At 41.8% G+C, this 22544-nt stretch carries 21 protein-coding genes and 1 pseudogene; 11 read left to right on the top strand and 11 right to left on the bottom strand.

Translation table 11 applies throughout. The features are described from left to right. The first annotated feature begins 265 nt into the window (after window positions 1–265). Window positions 266–2776 carry a zinc-dependent metalloprotease gene (locus L1266_RS13930; protein ID WP_235377740.1) on the top strand — a complete coding sequence of 837 codons (2511 nt, stop codon included), beginning with the start codon at window positions 266–268 and terminating at the stop codon, window positions 2774–2776. A 47-nt stretch (window positions 2777–2823) separates the two neighbouring features. Here L1266_RS13930 and L1266_RS13925 read toward each other — a convergent pair whose 3' ends face one another. Further along, a complete protein-coding gene (locus L1266_RS13925) occupies window positions 2824–3438 on the bottom strand; it encodes a PQ-loop domain-containing transporter (RefSeq protein WP_054552304.1) in 615 nt (204 codons plus the stop codon). Window positions 3439–3709: 271 nt separating this feature from the next. Between L1266_RS13925 and L1266_RS13920 the strand changes: the two genes are divergently transcribed. Next, window positions 3710–4849, top strand: coding sequence for a tetratricopeptide repeat protein (locus tag L1266_RS13920; RefSeq protein WP_054552303.1), 1140 nt, complete (start codon window positions 3710–3712; stop codon window positions 4847–4849). Window position 4850: 1 nt separating this feature from the next. Here the strand turns inward: L1266_RS13920 and L1266_RS13915 are convergent, their stop codons facing one another. The 5 genes from L1266_RS13915 to L1266_RS13895 form a co-directional block, all read right to left on the bottom strand. After that, on the bottom strand, window positions 4851–7673 hold the full coding sequence (locus L1266_RS13915; RefSeq protein WP_235377739.1) for a TolB family protein: 2823 nt from the start codon (window positions 7671–7673) through the stop codon (window positions 4851–4853). A gap of 85 nt (window positions 7674–7758) precedes the next feature. Then, window positions 7759–8001, bottom strand: a complete 243-nt coding sequence (locus L1266_RS13910; RefSeq protein WP_054552301.1) for a hypothetical protein — start codon at window positions 7999–8001, stop codon at window positions 7759–7761. A 79-nt stretch (window positions 8002–8080) separates the two neighbouring features. Next, the gene (locus tag L1266_RS13905; RefSeq protein ID WP_235377738.1) at window positions 8081–9643 is read right to left on the bottom strand and encodes a PH domain-containing protein; all 1563 of its coding nucleotides are present in this window, start codon (window positions 9641–9643) and stop codon (window positions 8081–8083) included. Beyond that, on the bottom strand, window positions 9606–10139 hold the full coding sequence (locus L1266_RS13900; RefSeq protein WP_235377737.1) for a PH domain-containing protein: 534 nt from the start codon (window positions 10137–10139) through the stop codon (window positions 9606–9608). Before L1266_RS13900 ends, L1266_RS13905 begins: the two co-directional genes overlap by 38 nt. Before the next feature lie 58 nt (window positions 10140–10197). After that, window positions 10198–11049, bottom strand: a complete 852-nt coding sequence (locus L1266_RS13895) for a D-hexose-6-phosphate mutarotase (protein ID WP_105173877.1) — start codon at window positions 11047–11049, stop codon at window positions 10198–10200. Window positions 11050–11378: 329 nt separating this feature from the next. Here L1266_RS13895 and L1266_RS13890 point away from each other — a divergent pair, with 329 nt between their 5' ends. The 6 genes and pseudogenes from L1266_RS13890 (at window position 11379) to L1266_RS13865 (ending at window position 16084) form a co-directional block, all read left to right on the top strand. Next, a complete protein-coding gene (locus tag L1266_RS13890; RefSeq protein ID WP_054552297.1) occupies window positions 11379–11864 on the top strand; it encodes a MarR family winged helix-turn-helix transcriptional regulator in 486 nt (161 codons plus the stop codon). Between the two features lie 105 nt (window positions 11865–11969). After that, window positions 11970–13289 (top strand): porin, encoded by a 1320-nt coding sequence (locus L1266_RS13885; RefSeq protein WP_054552296.1) that lies wholly within the window; start codon window positions 11970–11972, stop codon window positions 13287–13289. Between the two features lie 224 nt (window positions 13290–13513). Then, window positions 13514–13903: pseudogene (locus L1266_RS13880) on the top strand (YbaN family protein); the annotation flags it as partial. Window positions 13904–14099: 196 nt separating this feature from the next. Continuing rightward, entirely contained in the window at window positions 14100–14732 is a 633-nt protein-coding gene (locus L1266_RS13875) for a PepSY-associated TM helix domain-containing protein (protein ID WP_138599106.1), read from the top strand. Further along, window positions 14732–15232 (top strand): DUF2271 domain-containing protein, encoded by a 501-nt coding sequence (locus L1266_RS13870; protein WP_138599107.1) that lies wholly within the window; start codon window positions 14732–14734, stop codon window positions 15230–15232. The genes L1266_RS13875 and L1266_RS13870 overlap by 1 nt, the downstream gene beginning before the upstream one ends. Before the next feature lie 9 nt (window positions 15233–15241). After that, the gene (locus tag L1266_RS13865; protein WP_235377736.1) at window positions 15242–16084 is read left to right on the top strand and encodes a DUF4198 domain-containing protein; all 843 of its coding nucleotides are present in this window, start codon (window positions 15242–15244) and stop codon (window positions 16082–16084) included. Window positions 16085–16110: 26 nt separating this feature from the next. Here the strand turns inward: L1266_RS13865 and L1266_RS13860 are convergent, their stop codons facing one another. Beyond that, window positions 16111–16647 carry a hypothetical protein gene (locus tag L1266_RS13860; protein WP_209327552.1) on the bottom strand — a complete coding sequence of 179 codons (537 nt, stop codon included), beginning with the start codon at window positions 16645–16647 and terminating at the stop codon, window positions 16111–16113. A 128-nt stretch (window positions 16648–16775) separates the two neighbouring features. Here L1266_RS13860 and L1266_RS13855 point away from each other — a divergent pair, with 128 nt between their 5' ends. Genes L1266_RS13855 through L1266_RS13845 form a run of 3 tightly spaced genes read left to right on the top strand, consistent with a single transcriptional unit; the run spans window position 16776 to window position 19070 of the window. Further along, entirely contained in the window at window positions 16776–17201 is a 426-nt protein-coding gene (locus L1266_RS13855) for a DoxX family protein (RefSeq protein ID WP_054552291.1), read from the top strand. 60 nt (window positions 17202–17261) lie between these two features. Continuing rightward, window positions 17262–18128 carry a pirin family protein gene (locus L1266_RS13850; protein ID WP_235377735.1) on the top strand — a complete coding sequence of 289 codons (867 nt, stop codon included), beginning with the start codon at window positions 17262–17264 and terminating at the stop codon, window positions 18126–18128. 54 nt (window positions 18129–18182) lie between these two features. Beyond that, entirely contained in the window at window positions 18183–19070 is an 888-nt protein-coding gene (locus tag L1266_RS13845) for a LysR family transcriptional regulator (RefSeq protein ID WP_054552289.1), read from the top strand. Here L1266_RS13845 and L1266_RS13840 read toward each other — a convergent pair. The 4 genes from L1266_RS13840 to L1266_RS13825 form a co-directional block, all read right to left on the bottom strand. Beyond that, complete coding sequence (locus tag L1266_RS13840) at window positions 19065–19940, bottom strand: SMP-30/gluconolactonase/LRE family protein (RefSeq protein ID WP_187490523.1); 876 nt, start codon at window positions 19938–19940, stop codon at window positions 19065–19067. The genes L1266_RS13845 and L1266_RS13840 overlap by 6 nt on opposite strands. Window positions 19941–19976: 36 nt before the next feature. Continuing rightward, window positions 19977–20684 carry a sulfite exporter TauE/SafE family protein gene (locus L1266_RS13835; RefSeq protein ID WP_235377734.1) on the bottom strand — a complete coding sequence of 236 codons (708 nt, stop codon included), beginning with the start codon at window positions 20682–20684 and terminating at the stop codon, window positions 19977–19979. Between the two features lie 128 nt (window positions 20685–20812). Beyond that, the gene (locus L1266_RS13830; RefSeq protein WP_054552286.1) at window positions 20813–21592 is read right to left on the bottom strand and encodes an SDR family NAD(P)-dependent oxidoreductase; all 780 of its coding nucleotides are present in this window, start codon (window positions 21590–21592) and stop codon (window positions 20813–20815) included. A gap of 45 nt (window positions 21593–21637) precedes the next feature. Beyond that, entirely contained in the window at window positions 21638–22360 is a 723-nt protein-coding gene (locus L1266_RS13825; protein ID WP_054552285.1) for a FadR/GntR family transcriptional regulator, read from the bottom strand. Window positions 22361–22544: the final 184 nt, after the last annotated feature.

The following is a 22544-nucleotide window of genomic DNA, read 5'->3' as shown; positions in this document are numbered from 1 at the left end:
AACTTACACCTATAATATTTTCACTGGCCCTATCATACCAAAGCTGACAGAAACATTAATGTGACATTTGTAAGGAACTGTTACAAAAAAAGATAAATTGGCAACACAAAAACCAAAACTTATCTAAGAACAATTTGTTACAAACAAAAGTTACCTAATATCAAAAGCTTACAAAACCACCTTCACACTTGTTAACAAACAGCCTTTTATCAAGAGGTTAATTCATTAAACTTGATTGAGAAATTATTAAAGGAACGAGTTAACAATGAAAATAACAAACATTGCGCTGGCACTAAGCTTAGCGTTTGCCATGAATGGCCACGCCGCCGAAACAAAAAAAGAAGAAAAGAAGCCAAAAACACTGGCTGAAATGATCAAAGATAAAAGCGAATTTGCCGGTGTTTTCAGCATTTACCAAGATGCGAAAACCGGCGATAACTTAATGGTGATCGACCAATCTCAACTTGATACACCATTTGTGTATTTTGCTCACACTGTTGATGGTGTTACTGATGCAGGTCACTTCAGAGGGGCATACCGTGAGACAAAACTAATTGAGTTTCGTAAATATTTTGACCGCATTGATATTATTAGCAAAACACCGCGCTATAAATTTGATGAAAACTCAGCCCTAGCACGCTCTGCCGATGCCAACATCAGCGAAGCGGTGCTTGCGAGTATTAAAATCGAAAAAGAAGAAGACGGTAAAATTGCTTTTAAAGTTGATAAGCTCTTTTTAAGTGAAGCACTGCATAAAGTGTCACCTTGGGCGAACCCAAAAGATAAAAATGCCAGCAAGCGCTTTAAACTTGGTAAGTTAAACGACAAAAAATCGCGAATCGTTAAACAGCGCCCTTACCCAAATAACCTAGATGTTGTGGTGGATTATGTATTTTCTAATGCTAACCCAACAGTACGAGGTTCAAAAGCCGTAAGCGATCCTCGTAACGTTTCAATTAAAGTACAGCATTCATTTGTCGCGTTACCGAAAAATGATTATCAAGCTCGCCAAGATGACGCGCGTATTGGTTATTTCACTAACGAATTCGACAATATGACATCAGCAGATTGGGCACCATATGAAGATGTCATCAAGCGCTGGGACTTACAAAAGAAAGACCCAACAGCGGCACTGTCTGAGCCAGTTAAACCAATTACTTGGTGGATTGAAAATACCACGCCAGTTGAGTGGCGAGACACTATTCGTGATGCAGTACTAGCATGGAATAGCTCATTTGAAAAAGCAGGCTTTAAAAATGCCATCGAAGTAAAAGTACAACCTGATGACGCTGATTGGGATGCGGGCGATATTAACTACAACGTGTTACGTTGGACTGCATCACCACGCCCTCCATTTGGCGGTTATGGCCCTGCCCTTGCAAACCCATTAACCGGTGAAATATTAGGCTCTGACATCATGTTAGAGTATGTTTTCATGAAAAACCGTTGGATGTACGACACTTTATATACTCAAGGTGCAGCCACGCTTGAAACTAGCCAAAACAGCACCGATTTACATTGCTCATTGGGCCACAGCATTCAAGAAAACATGCTATTTGCTAAAGGCTTAGGCACAGGTGCGAGCATTGAAAACAAAGAGATTTTACGCCAAGGCTTAACTCAGCTTGTTTTACACGAAGTGGGCCATACCCTTGGTCTTAACCACAATATGAAATCATCTATCTTGTGGGATGAAAAAGAAGTTCACGATAAGAGTAAAACGCAAGGTATCGTAACGGGTTCTGTTATGGACTATGCACCAGCAAACATTGCCCCTATTGGTATGCAGCAAGGTGATATCTTCCAAACCAAACCTGGCCCTTACGATGATTGGGCGATTGAGTACGGCTACAGCCAAGCATTGGCTGATAAAGCAGCTGAGCAGAAGCGCCTTGAAAAAATTCTCGCACGCTCATCTGAGCATGCTTTAGCGTTTGGTAATGATGCTGATGATATGCGTGCCCCAGGCCGCCATATCGACCCACGTGTAATGATTGGCGATATGTCATCTAACCCTGCCGCTTATGCTGATGATCGTATGGAGCTTATCAATAAGTTGTTTACTGAACTTAAAGACAAAGCCACGGTTAATGGCGAGTCATACCAACAGCTGGTTACCTCAGCGAACATTTTATTTAGAAGCTACAGAACACAAGCAGGTGTGGTATCTCGTCAAATTGGTGGTGTTTATGTAGAACGTAATGTGGTGGGTGATGACAAAAATGGCGCACCATTTACGCCAGTGCCACTTGAGCGCCAGCAACATGCAATGCAAGTATTAGCCGACAAAGTATTCTCGCCAAATGTGCTTGCTAGTATGCAGCCACTGTATAACTACCTGCTACAGCAACGTCGTGGTTTTAATCATTACGGTAAGAACGAAGACCCTAAACCACATGGCATGATTTTAGGTATGCAAAAGCTGGTACTTGCTCAGTTATTACACCCGGCTGTCATGCTGCGTATTTCAGACAGCGCAATGTATGGCAACGAGTATTCACTTAACCAATTTATGAATGACTTAACTGCAAGCATTTTTGTAGACAGCAAAAAAGCAAACACCCTAAGTCACAATCTACAAGTTGAATATGTGAATCAGCTAATCGCGATCGCTGGTTTAGGCAAAGCGAGCAAGCACGATAACCTAGCCAAAGCTGCCGCACTTTATCAGTTAAATCAAATTGCTGATATGAGCGTGCCTTGGGGTGCAGACACCGCAGCTAAAGCGCATAAGCAATATATCGATCGCTTAATTAGTAAAGCCCTCGAAGCATAATCTTAGCAACACAAAAAAGGCTGCCACTTGGCAGCCTTTTTTTTAGTTTAAGCCATTGCAGGGCGTGATTTATAATACTGAATACATCCTAATTGCGCTGCATTAGTCAGTAATATCATCACAAAGGTTAGTATGTGAGACACACTTGGTGTCGCCATAGCAAGCTCGGCAGCAAGGCCACAACTTCCAGCAACAAACTGTAGGCTGAAGTAGCGCGCACTTAAATTACTAATATCACCACTTTTAATAGTTTTATAAGTCTGCGGCATAACACGAATAGAGCTCATGACTAAACCTACATAGGTGAGCCAGTTAAGCACCGTTGCTGTTTCATAATGAGGGTTAAGCAACAAACCAAAAGGCACGACCGAGATAGCTAATAACCCAGCTAGCTGCATGCGTTGCTTTCGTTCAGCATTGTAACGAACAAAGTAGTAAAGAATCACACCACTTAGCATGCCGGTAACAACAAACGGCAAAACCATGTAAAAACGCTGAAAAAACAGATTAAAGGTGATGAAATACACACTTTGCGCAACACCAAAGCTCATCATTAACAGCGAAACGCCCGACACACTGCGATTTTTACGGATCTTATTTAAAAGCGGATAAAAGCTAAACGCTAAAATAAAGCATGAAATAATCGGCAAAAAGTGCGCCAAAACAGACCTCTCTCGTTACAATTTAGTTAATAAGTTAGCAATTTATAAATCGCCCATGAAAGTGCAGTAAACAACTGTTTTTAAAGCGATTTAAAAGAGCGCGGCATTGTAATGAGAGAGTATTAGAATGCAATAAAGAATAAAAAATATACAACTGACTATTGGCAAGATATCCGTACAAGCTGTTTACAGCTGATGACACTAACGACTGACTTGAATAGTCACTGCAATATGGGTACATTGAGCGGATAGTATTCAGGAGAGAAAAGCTATGAAGCCAATTTTATATGTAATTGTTTTATTTTCCTTTTTGGCTGGATGCGAGAGTACAAGCCAACAGTCAGCCCCCCCTCCTAGCGTTGCCAGCTTACTAAACAATGAACATTTTCAACAAGTTGAACTAAAAGACCCTGAACTTTTTACCTTACCAGCCGAGGAACAAAAACGCTTCCTTAACTATTTCACAAGACACCAAGGTGACTATTTAAGAGATGATCAAGTTCTTTATCAATACTTAGAAAATAAGCTCAGTAATTTTAATTATTTTAGCGCCACCTTAAATGCCCAACAGGCATTACAAAATGAGCAAGGCAATTGCATCAGTTTAGCAATTTTAACTCACGCATACGCGCAACTAGTCGGGCTCAAAACTGGTTTCCAAGCGGTCTCAAGTGAGCCTGTTTATAGTAAGCAAAATAATATAGTGTATGTGTCAGGCCATTTTCGCACCAAAGTCTATGCCCCTTTAAGTGAAGAAGATAATTATTTGGTACCGCCAGGTACTGTCATTGACTACTTTCCTGCTCGTGGTAGTTTTTATTCCGGCCGCGCTGAACTAAAAGATTTAATTAGCCGTTATTACAGCAACTTAGCAAGCGACGCACTTATTGCTAACCAATTTGATTTGAGCTACAGCTATATTTTAAAAGCCAATGAATATACACCAAATTCTGCTGCGCTTTACAATTTAGCTGCCGTATTACATCGTCAATCGGGTGATTTAGCTGGAGCAAAACATATTTATCAAACAGCGATGCAGCATGGCTTTAAAGATACGAATTTACTACATAATTACGCAGTGCTGGCCGAGCAACTGAATGATCAGGTTTTGGCAGAGCAGCTCAATTCACAACTTGCTATGCTTAGACAAGACCCGTTCGAGTTACTCGCTACAGCGATTAACGCTCGTAACAATGGCCAATTTTACAAAGCAAAACAACAACTCGAGGAGGCTATCGCATTAGCTCCGTATTTATCTGAACCATATATAGAGTTAGCGATTGTAAGTTATCAGCAAGGTAATGAACAAAGCAGCAAAGAATGGCTAGAAAAAGCCATTGAGATAGAAAATAAAGACGAAAAACTAGCACTTTATCACGCCAAGCTTTTCGCCTTAAAAGGTCAACACTAGTTTATAACGAGTAATAAAAGCTTAGCCAAGCGCGTAAATCATTTTCAAAGTCGTCGCCTTCTACTCGGGCGACGCCAAAATCAAGGTTTACATCATTTAAACCTGCAGGCCCCATGCCAAAGCTAAAGTCTCCTTGCCATTTGAGACCGTAACTTTGTGCATAAACTCGGTTATCGACCTGATGCTGTCGGTAATAAAGCCAAGGTAATGAATCTTTGTAACTAATACCCCCGCCATAGCCTTTATAGCGGTTACCTGCTTGACTAATAAACGGCAGCTCAGGGGCAACAACAAAGCCACTTTGCGTGTCATTATTAATTAAGTTTGACTCATAACCGCCAAGCGCAAGGCTACTGTCATCGCGATATTGCTGAGCAAAATTAACATAAACTGGAATATCATAGGCATAACCGCTCAATACGGTAGCAAAGTTATAGCCCTGCCAATTATTCGAGTCAGCATCACCGGATAGCCACTGGGCACTTACGGACTGAGAAAAACCATATTGCTGTCTATCATATTGCCATTTTTGTTCAAGTCCAAGGGTTAACCATTGATCATCCCCGTTACTAAAATCACTGTAGTTATAGCTCAAACTCGGTGTAATACTAAGCTGCTGAAACTGCAACGGGTAGCTCATGGCTAAATGCGCCCCTGTGTTACTTAGGTTTACCGGCATTTGTGAATGGTACTGTTTTTCTGATTCAAGGTCGTAATCAAATAGCAGTGCTTTAAATTTTAGATCAAACGCTGAGTACTTAGCGGCCGCGAATACCCCTTCTAATGCTTTGTCATGTAAATCAGCACTATAGCCTGCCTGTAAATTAAGCTGCTTTAAAAAGTCATTGCTTTTTACTCCAAGGGTAAGCAGTGAAGATGAAGCCGAATAGTACTGAGATGCCAACGAAAAGGTTGGTTTTTGCTGCCAAATATCATAATCGGCTGGCTCAGTTGGGCTTTGCGGGTAGATTTTCGCCTCAGGTAATACTTCGCTCGTTACTTGCCCTCGTGGTGGCGCCGCACTTTTAGCAAATTCAACAACCTCTAATCCTTGTGGTTGCTCAGCAAAATGCTTGATATTCGGCCCTTCAGCAGTGATCGATAAATACAAAAGTTCACCATTATTCATTGCCATTGGGTGTGCAACAGCTTCTTGGCCTTGCGTTAATTGGCGTAGTGAATTGCTTTGGAGATCATAATGATATAAATCGAGAGCTTTCTTTTTACCGGCAACAAAATATAGCCCTTTGCCATCTGCTTGCCAATTAGGTTGTGACAGATACTGATAGCCCTCAGGCATTGGCACAGTAAGTGATTTTTGAGAGCTTAAGTCTTGTATATACAACAGCCAATTGGCATTCAATGTCGCTTTTAAATAAGCAAGTTGAGCTTTATTAGGGCTTAGTAATGGATAGTCATAAACCGTTTCTAGGCTTTTCTCAAATAAAGGGGTAGAAACACCCGTATTGAGGTCAAGGCGCACTAGCTCAGAGAAACCATGCTGAGTTTGCTCAGCATAAACAGTTTGCCCGTTATCACTAATACTAAAGCGGCGCAGCCCTGCATGATGAGTCAAAGCGCTCACTTTACCAGTGTCGATATCATAGCGGTATAAATCAGAAATACCTTGAATGGAGCCTTTAGCAACTGTTGTTGTGGCAGTGAAAAACAAAGTATTTTCGTCTAACCACTGCGGGTTTTTTATACCCTGCCTATTAATTTGTTGAAGCACATGTTTTTGCTTACGCTTAAAGACATTGGGGGCTTTATCTGCGATATCGACAGGATCATCATCAAGTAACGCTAGTTGCTGCTTTGCAAAATCATCGGCAGCCTGTTGATTGTCATCAGTGCTATAAATGACTAAACGGGTTTCGTCATCTTTGTTGCGCTCAACAATAGCAAGTTTACTGTTATCTAAACTTAAAACAGGGTTCGAGGCGTATAAATCAAGCTCTAACCAAAGCTTGCTTGTAAGTGTTTGCTCACTTACCTCTTTAGCCATTGCTTTATAAGTATATTCGGCAATAAAACGACGATATAGGCGCTCAGGTGAGTCGCCAAATACCCCGCTAAAGGCCTCATCAAAATCACGTGCTTTAACCGCTTGCATGCGTGTCCAAACTGCATCAAGAGTTTGCGCTGAATAGTTCTCTTCGAGCCATGCAAGAAAGCGAGAACCCATTAAATACGCCATTGAGCCAGCTAAATAGCCTCCTTCGGTACTACTCAATTGGTTATATTGTGGCAGCGCACCTTGCTGGGCAAATTCAACCAGTATTGCTTCTGAAAGGTTATCGTATAAACGGCCTCGGCCTGTCATTTTCGACTCAAGCAGCGTTGCATAGCCTTCGGCAGCCCAGCGCGGCATTTCGCCATCAACTAAATCGTAAATATCCCAACTATTACGAATAACCTGACGTACGTCGCTTCGAGTAGGCTGAGCAAGATGCACTAAATGAATATATTCATGCAAAATCAATAACTGCTGCCAGCCATCAGTGTTAGAAATCATCGTGTCGGATTGCGGGGGCGTAGTAAACAAGGCCATTAAAGGCTTATTAGTTACAGGCAAAGCAAAGCCATTGGAGGCGTTAAACGGGTCGAAAACCAGTACATCGACCACTTCATCAAGGGCACGGTTTTGCTGTTTTAAAACCTTATCACGAACAATTTCAAGCTCTGTTGCTGCTGAACGGGCCCATTGCTGATTCTCAGTACTAAAATGCACGTTAAAGTGTTCGGTATGAATGGTTTGCCAAGTTTCTTGGCTTGAAGCGTGGCTAGCAGCAAGTAGTGCCGCAGTTAACAGGGCTTTTTTCATCACAATCCTTGATTAGCAAGTTACTTAATTTAAGGATTAGTATGCGATGCTTTTTAAAAAGGCTGAAGTTAAAAAGTGTAAGAAATTACTCGATTTTAAGTGGGCGAACCAAGCCTAGTAATTGATAAACAATAAATATTGTTGCTGCAAACATAATACTGCTTCTCAATGCACCAAGACCCGCAAGAGCCATCGCGCCAGTCACAAGCAAAGCAATACAAGTCACTGCACAACTTACGCAAAGACCTTTACACTCCTTCTTATTGCGAGCATAGCAAAGTAATCCGACAACACCTGAAATAGCTAAAATAGGTAGTAAATAAATCATTGCGAACCTCCATCTGTAGCTTTTGAGAAAGTATACTCAAAAACCCAAGTAGGTCAATGATATTGAGAATTATTTTCATTTAAAACCAATTCCGCTCGACGCCTTCTATTTCATATAGGGCGAAATCAGCAAACTGCTCAGCCAGCTCTGCTTTTAAATAAGGCATTGATACTGAACCAGAAGCTAGTTGTATATACAAGCTTTTAAGCTGTGATCGGCGCATTAAATAAGTGCTTATTGTGGTGACACTTTGTGCTTTATAGATTTCAAAAACACGATACTGCACACCCAGCATGCCGGTTTTAAATACGGCAAAAAAGCGGCCGTCATGTTGATACATAGCCACACCCGTTTTTTGATAATTCAAAAACACACCGATCATCAAAACTAAGCCCACGACAATGCTCCACAGCATCGTAGCAGCATCAAATAAGACATTGAAAATTAAAGCAGAAAATATAGTAGGTAGGACCACATATAAAAACGTATTCTTATAAAGTAAAGCGCGCTCAGGCTTAACAAAGTTAAGCTCTGTTAAATCAACAAACCATGGAAATAACCAGCCACACACGGCTTGCACTTGCTCTTTGGTGATTACTGGCATCACTAACGTTTGTTTATTTTTATGTGCCGCAACCCCAGCAGCCATACCACCACTACTCACTTGTGGACAAATTAAGGTATAGCGATTAAGCAGCCGAGCAATAATATTTTGCTTGATTTGCACACTTTGAATTTTCGACACGCTGATCGAGAGTTGCTGGCGCTCAAATAAACCAGCCACACGCTTAAACTTATCGTCCTGAAAATACAGCTGAAAGTTAAAAAAGCGCACCAAGGCCATGACAACAGAAAGTAAAATAGCACATAAAACAATGGCAACAACCATGATTAACACAGCGATTGCAGCGGCACTACCAACGAACGCAGCTTGCTCATTCAGTATGGCCTCTAGGCGATTTATGATGGTTTTTTCGAGGTACTCAAAAATCACATTCATAAATGGAGCAAGTGCAGCCAATGCCAATATTGCCATGTTCGACATCAAACCAAACTTAGCAATTTCAGCATTGCTGATCGTTAAGGTTTTCGGTTTATCTGTTGCTTCGCTCTGCTCAATAGACGGCTGTTCTTGCTGTTGTAACTGAGCCTTAAATTCCATAACTTGTTCACGAACTTGCTCGGCATAGCTAAGCTTAACTCCCGGGATCACAGCTTCTTGAGCACTACTACCGGCGGCATCGAAAATACAATTAACTAAATTAACTGGCTGAAAATAAAAAGGTTCGGCAATGTTTACGTTCTGTACTCGAGCAAATTTTAGGGTTAGCCGCTCTTTTTTAAATACCCCTTTATTGAGCAGTATTTCGTGACCATCCGTTATGCGGTATTTAAAATTACGATAATAAGCAAAGGCATACAGCACTAAAACTAAAGAGGCCACGGCAACAGCTATTTGCCCCCAAAACAGCTTTTGCTCAACTTGCGTAACAAATAACACCAAAATAGGCAGTAAATTAAGCAGCCCATCTTTTATGAAGCGCAGTGCAAAGTGAACAATAAAATACAGTAGCGCCCATGGCGACACACGTTGCCATTGTTGATCACTCATCGGCAAGCTCATTTTCTTGAGTTGCTGCATTATCACCATAACTTTGCACGAACTGGCGAACATCATTGCATTGCTCGTCCGTTAACCCGCTGATATGTAAATCAGCACTCATGCCACCCGCACTGTAAAGCCTGAGTGTTGCGAGTCCTAACTGTCGCTCAATTGGGCCGCGATGAATTTCGGTGTGTTGCACGCGAGAAATAGGCAATAAAGTGATTTGTTGCCAAATTAAACCTCGCTTAAAGGCAATATCATGCTCTCTTACTGCCACCCCTTTAGCGCGAACGCTGTAAAGGATGTAAACCATCGACAGTATTACCAATAACGGCAAAACCAAAAGCCAAGGTGTAGCAATGGCTTCGCTAATGGCTGGATTAAAGTGCCGTACTGTAATGATCACGGCCATTAAAGGCACATAAAACAACAACCAATTTAGTTGTACATGCCATATCGCATTATCTGCAAGTGGTTGGAATTGAATCGTTTGATGCTTTGGTAGGGTTTCTATTTGTTGATTACTAAACACGGTAATTCCTTGTAAAGGCCAGCGGTGCCGGCCTTACGTGCTAACACTGAGTTATAAATTATACCCAGCGTAGTTTTGTTGCAAGTGTATGGCTTGCTCCAGGTGCAAGTTCAACACTATCATCAAGGACATTAGCCGCTTCTAAACACAGCATGACGTGGTATTCGTCATCAGCAAAATTAGAAAGGCGTTTTGATTTATCAATCCATGGATTCCAAAGAACACACGAAGTTGAATTTTCACGGCCTACTTCAATAATGCCATCAGGTGTAATGATACGCTGAGTGTCTTTTGCTTCGGTGTAAACCATGTCTGTTTCACGCGCGAACGACACTAACTCATTTTGCTCAAAAGGACCTTCAGCAAATTCAATGTATTTCGCGCCTTGCAGACCATCTACTTTTGTTTCTTCAATGGCTGGCGTTGGGAAATAGGTGTGCAGTGCTTGAGTGAACTGTACAGTTTGGTTATCTAAGTTTGTGGTTGTTAAACGTAGTTCTAAACCAGAGGTTAAAATAAATTCTGCTAACAGCTTAGTTTTATAAGGCCAATATTTTTCATCAACTTGCGTCATCGGCAATGACAAGCTGATATAAATCGAATCGTCTTGTTCTTTCACTTCTTCTGCGCGCCATAAACTTGTGCGAGCAACACCATGAGCAGGCCAGCCTTCATGTTGACTTACCCCGAACCATGGCCAACAAATCGGAATACCACCTCGCACACCTTTGCCTTCTTGGTAATCTTCTAGTTCTGAGACCCATAATAATGGCTTTTTATCGGTTGGCGTGAACTCAGTGATCTGCGCACCTTGCAGAAAAATAGTTGCGCTACAAAACTCACTAGCAACTTTAATAAATTCAAGCCCGGTTTCACTTTGCTCAATCGTAACTGATGGCGATAACTTCATAATTCGTCCCATTTAATGAAAGAAAAATCCACCTTACCCAATGCAGTGGCTTTTAGTAAATAATATTTAGTTATTTGTATAAATTGTTTTACTACAAAGTGATGGTGTCACCTCGTAGGTGCATTTTAAGTGTTAACAACAATTACTCCATCTAAATTTCAACTTTTATGTTTTAATTTCTACTCTAATTAATAAATAAACACGATAACAACCTTTATGGCCGCAAATTATAAGCCACATAGTTATTATTTATTTGAACTCAATTTATTAGATGTGTAATATTTTGCGATTGCGGTTGTTCCACGCCGCCTTATTTAAGAGACAGAAACATGCAAAAGTATGACGAGCTACTAGTGTCGCTGCGCAAAGTGATCAGAGCCATCGACCTTCATTCAAAACAGCTCAATAAAACCTCAGGCTTAACAGGCCCACAATTACTGATTATGAACGAGGTTGCACAAACCGATGGCATAACCGCTAGTCGCATTGCACAAAATGTAAATTTAAGCCCGGCGACGGTTACCAATATCTTAGACCGTATAGAAAACCGTAACCTGATCACCCGTGTACGTAGCCAATTAGATAAACGCCGAGTTAGTTTGCATCTCACAGAAGCAGGTAAACAGCTATTAGAACAAGCACCTCAACCTCTGCAAGAGCACTTCATCGAAAAGTTCTCAGCACTCGAAGAGTGGGAACAAAGCTTATTACTTTCATCAATGCAACGTATTGCCGCAATGATGGATGCAGATCAGCTTGATGCTTCACCACTACTTGAAGTTGGCGCAATCACCAAGACATTAGAACCACAGTAAAAATTAAAACTGATTGATTAATATTAATTTTCTGTGGCTAGTCTTGGGTTCAGCATGAATATCAACTATGCTTAGTAGTACCCATTCCAACACTAGCGAAAATTCATGCTTAAACTATCAAAGTTAGCCCTCGCAATAGCCTTGGGCACAACTTCAAGTCTTAGTCAGGCATCTGAAATTGATGACCTTCAAAAACAGCTGCAGTTACTGAAACAGCAAATGCAGCAACTGCAAAGCAAACTTGATGCTGCAGAAGAAAAATCACAGCAACAAGCCGAGAAACAAGCGCAAATTGATGCACAAGTAGCAAAGCAACAAAAGCAACTTGAGCAGCAAACAGCGGCTGTTGAAGCTCCTAAAAAAGAATCTGGCATTAAGGTTGGGGGTGCAGTACGTACCAACTTCAGCCATACATCCTATGACGATGGTAATAAAAACCGCGGTGGCGACTTCGACTTTGACATCTTCAGGCTAAATTTTGCAGGCGATGTCGGTGATGTACAGCTTAACGCTGAGATCCGTTTTTTCGATTACATGACTGCAGTTAAATATGCCTATGCAGCCTATGACTTTGCTGAAGACTGGCAGGTGCAGGCAGGTATTACCAAAGTGCCTTTTGGTAACTGGCCTTACAACTCGCACAACTATTTCTTTGGCACTACTTATTATATAGGTCTTGAAGATGATCATGATTTAGGTGTTCTATTCAAGCGCAAAATTGCTGATAACTGGCAAATTGATCTCGGCTTTTTCAAAAATGATGAGCTAGGTGGTGTTGACGGCTATGTAGACGATAGAAGCGACCGCTACTCATATGATGTTGTCGGTTTCCGCTCTGCTGATGAAGGTGTTTATGCCGAACCAACCAATCCGATTGGTGAGTACAATACCTTCTCTGGCCGTTATGGCTATCATTTTGAGCATGACGGCGGCACCACCGAGCTAGGTGTTTCTGCGTTATCAGGTGGTTTGCATGACGGCGAAGACAAAGCCGGCGATTACTACGCTTGGGCACTGCACTTAAACAGTACTATTGGCCCATGGAATTTCCAGCTTCAGCATGGTGAGTATAACTACGATATCGACAACGTCGACCGTATGGCTGTGGGTGCTTATGCTTTTTACGATAGCATTGCCGCAGAAGCAACCATGACTAATGCCAATATCGCTTACAGCCTACCTGTAGAGTGGGGTCCGGTAACAAACCTGCAGTTTTATAATGACTACGGCATTATTTATGACAAGTCAGATAACAGCGAAGATACATGGATGAATGTAACAGGGGTATCTGTTGCCGCAGGTGGCTTATTCACTTATTTTGATTTTGTACAAGCGAAAAACCAACCATTTGTTGGCGGTTCAATTGCTGGCGACAGCGACGACACCGAAACTCGCTTCAATATCAATATTGGTTATTATTTCTAGAAATAGCCAAAAATAAGACCTACAAGCCCAGTTTAAACTGGGCTTTTCATTTGTTTAAAGTAAGTTTACCTATAGTGTTAGCTAATAATATTAAGCTGAGCTAAAGTTAAATAAACAACATGGTGTAGACTATGTTGCTAAAACCAATAAATACAAACCACCTTGATCATAGGTATCGAACAAGCACTACAACGATTTAAGTTTTATCAGGCCCAACTTTATTGATGAATGTGAGAGCGGCGTTTAACGCCTATAAAAATGGCTGCTATCAATTACTCGGGTTATTGATGGTGGGTTTAGGTATCATAGGTATTGCATTACCTGTGATGCCTACGACTATCTTTTTTATACTAGCATTGGCGTGCTTTACCCGCTCATCACCCAAACTCTCGGCCTGGCTGCTAAACCACCCTAGATACGGCCAACCGTTAAGGTTTTGGCAAGAGCATAAGGTTGTTCCTACCCGTGCTAAGTTTTTAGCAGGTTTTGGTATGGCTATCGGATATGCTTTTTTACTACAAAGTGCCGCACCCATTTGGGTGATGTATCTTGTGGCAGTGATTGAATTAAGCGTATTAGCCTATTTAATTAACCGCCCATCTGCGCCCAATAAACCAACCCTAATTCAAGTTAATATAACCACACAGATGCGCTTGATGTTGCTTGCCTGTTTTCTCAGCTCGCAGCTAGCAGTTATGGCTTATCTCGCTATTCATTTCTAGCACAAAGAAATGTAAAGAACGTAAACCCGCTTGTTATCAGTAATACAAATCATTATCATATTTGTATCTTTAACGAATAAACCGCATTATGTTCTCATTTAACAAACGCAACTTTTATAGCGTTAGCCGTGCCTTACATATATACCTTTCAACGGCCTTATTCTTTTTACTTATTTTATTTTGTGTCAGCGGCATCATCCTTAACCACGTTAGTTGGCTCGAAAATGATAAACATAATGGTCAGAACCAACTACTTGTTTCTGCAGAGTTATTTGAAAAAGCGCAAACAAACCTCGACACATTGCCAAGCCTTTACCCTGAAATAGAGCAATACATGCAACAGCAGTTTTCACTCAGCAATGTAAAAAGTATTGAGTGGGAAAAAGAAGATGCCTTGGTAATGCTCGACTACCCGCTTCCGGCTGGCTTTGCCTACGCCGAAATCGATTTTCAAACCGGTGAACTTAATATTGATTATCAAACCGGTGGCTTTATGAGTCTGATCGGCGACTTACACAAGGGCCGTCATACAGGTGAAGCATGGAGCTGGGTGATTGATATTTCAGCTGTTTTGATGATTCTGTTTGCTATTACCGGATTATTTATCCTCTTTCAAAACCGTAAAAAACGTGCCGCAGGTCTATGGTTAACGCTTCTTGGTGTTGCCACGCCTTTGGTTATTTATCTAGTTTGGGTGCCTCAACTTAAAGGAGTATCTTAATGAAACAAGCCCACTTACTCGTTGCTCTACTAATTAGCTGTTTATTCAGCCCTCTGAGCTTTGCAAAAGATCCCAACCTCACCGTTGAATTTACCTTACCTGAGCTAGATGTTTCTCCATATCATCGCCCTTACGTGGCGTTATGGCTAGAAACACCTGAACGTAAACACGTTACCACGATTGCACTTTGGGTCGAAAAAGCTGAATGGTTTAAAGACTTACGTCAGTGGTGGCGAAAAGCCGGTCGTAGCAACGACAACTTTGATGGTGTGACAGGTGCAACAAAACGCCCAGGTACTTATACGATTGAATGGCAAGGTAAAGATTTAAAAGGTAATCCAGTTAAACCTGGCAGCTACCTACTTAATGTTGAAGTTGTACGTGAAGAAGGTGGCCGAGATTACACCCGCGTTGAAATCGACTTAACAAAAGACGGCAAAGTCACAATTAAAGGCGAAAAAGAGTTCGCGACTAGCTTTGTTACCATTACCAGTAATTAAGGACAAACAATGAAATTAAAATTATTAAAAACAGCGCTGATCGGCGCTGTGACCTTCACAGCACTTGCATCTGGCTACGCACAAGCACATGCCCGTTGGTTAATGCCATCTCACACTTCTTTATCTGGTGAGAAAACTCACTACGTGATGATCGATGCCAGTATTTCTAATGAGTTATTTAGCCCAGATAAAGCATACCGCCCGAAAGAAAAAGGCGCAGAGTATGACGACAACTTATTAGTTGCCCTTGCACCAAATGGTAAGCCGGTCGAAGAAACGATTCGCGCATACTATTTAAAACGCAAAAACTCAGCGGCAGTGAGCTTAACGCAAGACGGTACTTACCACATTGCGATGCAGCAAAAGCCAATGCTAATGACTTTCTATAAAGACAAAGATGGCAACCGTGGCCGTGTGTTCGCAGGTAAAAAAGAAGCAGACCTACCAGCAGGCGCAACCGACGTGCGCACTGTAAAATCAATCGCAACTGTTGATACTTTTGTCAGCCGTAATGGTACTTCTAAGCCAACATTACTTGGTCAAGGCTTAGAAATTTCAGGCCCTACTCACCCGAACGATCTATTTGCTGGTGAAGAAGCTAAGTTCCAATTATTAATGGATGGCAAACCAGCTGCCGACGTTGAGCTTGCGATTGTTCGTGGTAGTGCACGCTACCGCAACGAGCGTGACGAAGTGAAAGTAACAACCGATAAAAAAGGCTTCTTTACGGTGACATTCGCTCACGCCGATATGTATCTAATTGAAGCATCAGTTGATCAAAAACCAACAGAGGCCGATATCGATAACGTACGCTACTCATTATTCACAACACTTGAAGTAGCACCTGAATAATGAGCTGATTAGACCTCAATAAAGGCCTAATTCAACTTTCGAGGAAGACTGTAGTCAACCGTGTGATCGCAGCTACCGTCTTTCTCGCAATCATTTACCCCATCACCATCGACATCCCAGCTTGGGTGCATGCCTTTTAATGTACTTTTTACGACGCTGATATCGACAGTAAATTCACTTTGCTCATCACGGCGCGCTGCATTGCGCATCAAAAAAACCCGAATCACATAATCGCCATTATCAGGAATTGTAACCTCGGCATGATCACCTTTTGCCGGGCCTACAAACAAAGCTGTTGGGTTGCCTTGTGGTAAAATATTAAAGTAGTTGCTTGAATTTGATGGAGCAAAATCAACCGTTAAAGTAGTGCCTTTATTAAGGTTAATTTGATATTCCAGCAACTCATAACCTTTAATTGCATCTTTAACTTGCCAGCTTTGCTGCACAGCAATATCTGAAGCTAGCAACTCATAATGACGACTATTTGGTAAATTTTGTTCAGCAAACACCAAACTACTTTTAGCCACCGAAAAACAAAACCCTATTAATAACAACAACTTCATATTTTACCTCCTTTTAAATTCTTTTTTAAAGAATGATAAACGCTATTTTTACAATTTTTAATTCTTTTAAAGTGAACCTATAGTTACTCCATCGCAGACACACTGCTCAACTAAACAGGATACCTACTATGAAACTTTTTACTTTAATCTCAGCTCAACCACACTTACAAAATATTAGCACTTTATTGGCGCGTATTGGTTTATCGGCCATCTTTTTACTAACTGGCTTTAGCAAAATAGAATTCTTTGATGCAACTGCACAGTACATGGCATCAGTAGGTTTACCAGAGTTCTTACTGCCGTTTGTGATTGCTTTTGAAATTGTTGGCGGGTTATTTATTTTACTAGGGTTTTTAACACAACTAACCGCTATCGCTTTTGCTGGTTTCAGCTTAGTCAGCGCTTTGCTATTCCACTTTCAACTTGATGATCAAATGCAATTTTTAATGTTCTACAAAAACATTGCGATGGCAGGCGGCTTTTTAGCATTAGCCAGTGTTGGTGCAGGCAAAATCAGCCTAGATCAACTAGTGTTAAAACGTAGTCAGGCGTAATATTTCTACCAGCCAATGACCTAGGTTGTTGGCTGAATTTGTTTTTAAGGGAGCGCGAAAATGGCAACGTTATTAACAGCAACCAGCCACGATATTGGTGGGCTCGATGTAAAACGCATCTTGCCGCATTTTGACAAAAAAATGGTTGGCCCATTTATCTTTTTTGACCACATGGGGCCAAACCACTTTCCTCGCGGTGAAGGCATAAATGTGAGGCCTCACCCTCATATTGGCCTATCAACGCTCACTTATTTATTTACTGGCAGTATTTACCATCGCGATTCGCTAGGTAATAGCCTGCAAATAGAACCCGGCGATGTTAACTGGATGACCGCAGGTCGCGGTATAGTGCACTCAGAAAGAGAAAGCCTTGAAGTGCGGGCGAGCGAGCACGACATTAATGGTCTGCAATGCTGGGTTGCTTTACCTGAGAGTATGACCGAAATAGCACCGCGTTTTGAACATATCAAAAAACAGCAGCTGCCTGAGAAAATCGAAAAAGGCGTGCTGATGCGACTCATTGTCGGTGATGCCTATGGCTTAAGCTCCCCAGTGAAAAGCTACTCTCCGATGTTTTATGTCGATACAGTAGCAGAGCAAGGCAGCCATATTACTAAACCGCATCCTCATCATGAAACCGCCGTGTATGTTATTTACGGTGAAATTAGTGTGGGTGATACTCGCTATACCCAAGGCGATTTTGTGCTACTTGATGACAGCGAACACGAAATAACGACTTTGCTGCACAGCCGCTTTATTTTACTCGGTGGCAGTAAATTCAATAAAGTCCCGTATTTACACTGGAATTTTGTTGCTTACAGCAAAGAGCGCATCGAGCAAGCAAAACAAGATTGGCAAGCACAGCGTTTTGCTAAAATCCCCGGTGATGATCTTGAGTATATTGAGTTGCCCTCACCTAAAAAGTAAACTTTTTCAGCATTTACAGGTACTATTAGGTAGTTAAGTAAGCAAAGGAACATCATGCTAAGAATTACGCTAGAACAGTGGCGCATGTTTCGTGCTGTTGTTGAATTTGGAGGCTTTAACCAAGCCTCACAAGGTATTCATAAAAGCCAATCGAGTATTCATAATGCCGTTGGCAAAATTGAATCTGCGCTCGATGTAAAATTATTCAGCATTCAAGGCCGTAAAACCGTGCTCACTGAAGCCGGCGAGATGATGCTGCGCCGTGCTAATTACTTACTTGATGAAGCCGCTAAAGTTGAGGCCATTGGGCAGACTTTGGGTGAAGGTATCGAAAGTAAGTTACGCATTGCCGTTGATGCTATTTTCCCACAGCAACTGCTTTATAAGGTACTTAACGACACTTCATCGCAATACCCGCAGCTGCGTATTGAGCTGCATGAGTCTGTACTAATGGGGGGCAATGAACTGCTCGAAAACGATCAGGTTGATATTGCTATTACCGGCTTTCCAATTGCGGCAAGCTTTCACGAAGAGTTATGTGATATCGAGTTTATTGCCGTCGCCCACCCAGATCATCCCTTGCATGCGATAGAGCGTGAAATTACCCTCGAAGATTTAAAATCACACCGCCAAATTGTAGTTCGCGATTCAGCGAATAAGCACAAACAAGATGGTGGCTGGTTAGGTGCCGATCAGCGCTGGACCGTCACTCATATGCGCACTTCGATTGATATGATCAGTAATGGATTGGGCTTTGCATGGTTACCAAAAGTCGCGATAGAAAAACAACTTGCGACAGGGCAAATGAAAGCACTTAATTTAACTCATAACAGCAGTCGCAGCGCTAAGTTACATTTACTCTTTAAAGACGGTGACAAGCTTGGCCCGGCAGCACGCTCGTTTATTGGCGAGTTGCGTTATCAAGTAATGGAAAACCTATAGCTTCAAGGGCGTTTCAGCAATACCTTTAACGCCCGGCTCAAGAATAAACACGCCACCACTGTGCGGGTAATCAGCGAGTACTGAGTCTTCGAGCCCTACTGCCGCTGTTGTCACCGCCAGATGCGTGAGCTCTTCACCTACAAATGCGACACTCGTAACACGCGGTGCGGGTAAGCGAATAAACTGTACTTGCTCACCGTTTGGAGCAAAACGATACACGCCATAACCATTCCATGCAGCAACCCACAGATGATCTTCGCTATCAACAGTCATGCCATCAGGAAAACCCATATTGTCAGTAAAGCGAATAAACTCGTGTTTATCAGCAAGCTCGCCATGCTCATTCAGAGTAAAGCGGTAGATTGTTTGTTTATCTGAGTCTGTAGAATATAAAAACTGACCATTTTTACTTACCGCAGGGCCATTACTAATTGTGTAGTCATGATCAACCGCTGTCGGAGCCTGACCATGACCAAAACGGTATAACTTGCCACTATCGGTTTGCTCTTGAGAGTCCATTGAGCCAAAAAAGCCAAAGCCTTGGCGAGACGTTTTACCATCGTTTAAGCGGTTTTGTGAGGGTTCGTGGTCGATTGAGTAAAGAAGTTCGCGGCTAAAGTCTTCACTATTTAGTTTATAAATGCCTTTGGCAAAGCCTGCGATTAATTCAGCTTGCTCGGTTTCCATCACCCAGCAAATCGGTTCTGGCATAGTAAACTGGCTAACGCGCATCGATTGACACTGTAAACGAAACAAACGCTGCCCTAAAATATCGACCCAAAATAAACAGTTATGTGCCTTAGCAAAATAGGCACCTTCGCCCAATTGGCATTGGCTAGAAATGATTATTTTAATGGTGTCATCGAGCATTTTCTTCACTACACAAAAAGCTGAACTATTCTCATTCTATCTGTGTATGAAAATAAGTGCTAGACCAGATAAACCCGCAACCAGCAAGATGATACCGCGAATGGCCTTTTCATTGAGGTTATTGTTGACCACAAACGATAAGCCCCAGCCAATTAAAATGGCGGGTAAGCAAAAAAAGAACAGCTTTACATCGGCCATATCGGCAGAGCCTGTTAGCATCAATACAATTATGCCAAACAAGTTTATAAATACAAAAAAGGCACTCAGGTTTGCTTTAATTTTGTCTTTATCTTCAGCTTGATAGAGAAGCCCCATCGGTGCCCCACCGGCAGACGTTGTGGTGCCTAAGAAGCCCGACGACATTGACGCAAGTAAGCTTGTAATGGTAGAAATTTTTGGTTTCATACCTATGATAGACAATGCCACCACTATCAAAATACTCACTCCTAGCAAGAGTTGATACTGCTTCGCATTGACATACCACATCACCACAGCAGCAAGAATAACTCCCACTGCACCACCAATAATGGAAATGCCCGTCTGTTTCATGTCTATCGCACCGCGGTGTTTAATCATTAACACCGACGTTAAAAACAGCGCATTCAAAATCATTGGCCCAGGCACCAGCTCTGGCATAAGCCAGTAAAGCACAGGCACACATAGCATGCCTAAACCAAAGCCAATAACACTTTGCAGGCAAGCGCCAATAATCAGAATTAAATAAACAAGTACAAAGTCGGTCAAACTTTCTTACCACCTTCCTAACTATTAGATTCAAATGTTTAAAATAATTATTTATTATTATAGTACTATTTTGATCGTGTAAAATTTTTTCTTTGGTTTAATTTAACTTAAAGCAACTAACAATTTAATTAAGTCCAACCTGCATCCACTATCAGTGATTGTGCTGTCATCATGCGGCTGTCATCAGCAGCTAAAAATAACGCGGCATTCACTATATGGTCTGGTTGTATTGTTTCGTTAATACACTGACTTAAACGAACATCTTCAATCATTTCTGGGGTTAGCCAATGAGTCATTTGGCGCTCTGTCATCACCCAACCCGGAACCAGTGAATTCACACGAATATTGTCTTTACCGTATGAAGCAGCTAATGAACGGGTTAAACCTTCAATTCCCGCTTTTGCGGTTGTGTAGGCTGGCATGCCTGTTTGCTTAATACGCCAACTTACCGACCCCATATTGATAATGCTACCGCCGCCCAAGCGCTGCATGTGTTCAACTACAGCTTGCGATGAAAAGAAACACGGGCGCAAGTTAACAGCAAACTTATCTTCCCAATATTTCACATCCATATTCTCAGCGGCATGGCGGGTGTCATCGGCTGCGTTATTAATTAACACACCTATGTCACCCTGTTGCTGACGCGTTTGCTCAATGGCCGCTTTTAAGGCTTCTACATCACGAATATCGCAATGGATAAACTGCGGGTCAAACTCATATTTACCCGCTAATTTAGCGCATAACGCATCGCTTTGATCAGTTGCAATATCAACAAAGGTGACTTTCGCGCCCTGCTCGCAGAACCGCGTTACCATTACTTCACCAATTCCCGATGCACCACCAGTAATAAACACACTCTTACCAGCAAGGCTTGGGTAAACTGTTTTTAGCTCGTTTGAATTTGGCATGATAACCTTTTGTTTTAAAGTAATTACAACGTCAAGAAGCGATACTTATTGAGCCGCTTCTTTATCAGCGATTTCTTTTTCAATAAACGCCATTGCTTCATCAATCATGTACGTCATCATGTTTTTAGCACGTTCAGGATCGCCGCTTGCAATCGCGTTATACACTTTAAAGTGCTCTTCAGCGATCGCCTTTTTATTACCCTTAGCAGGTGTAGTATGTTGAATACTTACGTGTAATGCGGTGCGAATAAAGTCACGTAATTGATAGAAAAAACGGTTACCACTGGCATGTAAAATTGCTGTGTGGAAGGCAAGATCTGGCTCATGCATTACGCCTTCTGGCTCTTCTGCTGCCGCTTGCATTTTATCGAGTGCCATTTTAATTTCTGCAATGGCTGCTTGGTCGCCTTTTCTTGCTGCAAGTGCTGCTGCTTGTGGCTCAATCGCCAAGCGCACTTGTAGAAATTCTTTAAGTACGTAAAGTGATGGGCTGCTTTCTAACAACCATTTTAATACGCTTGTGTCGTATAAGTTCCAGTTCTCCGCCGACTCAACACGAATACCTTGTCGTGGACGAGAAGAAATCAGTCCTTTTGCAGCAAGCATTTTCACTGCTTCACGAACAGCTGTGCGGCTAATACCATACACTTCACAAAGTTGTGCTTCGGTTGGTAGCCCCGTTTCAGTGTTATAATCACCAACAATTATTGCTTTACCAAGCTCATTGGTAACTTGTTGTGATAGGTTTAAATTTTCTAAACGCGCCATGTGTGTTCCTCAAAAGATCTGAGTAATATGATACATCTATAAAGCTATTCCGTCATCCTGGAAATAATTGATTAAAATCAACAACAAGCAAAAAACAGCCTAATACAAGTGTCTATATTTCAAACAATACAGTCACCATTTTACCTACAGACTGTCACCTTATTTTAACAAATCTCTTTCACTT

It is taken from the genome of Pseudoalteromonas sp. Cn5-37, assembly GCF_021532495.1.
GTDB classification, from domain to species: domain Bacteria; phylum Pseudomonadota; class Gammaproteobacteria; order Enterobacterales; family Alteromonadaceae; genus Pseudoalteromonas; species Pseudoalteromonas simplex.
Note: the sequence above shows the minus strand (reverse complement) of the source record. Positions and strands in the feature narration are given on the sequence as shown.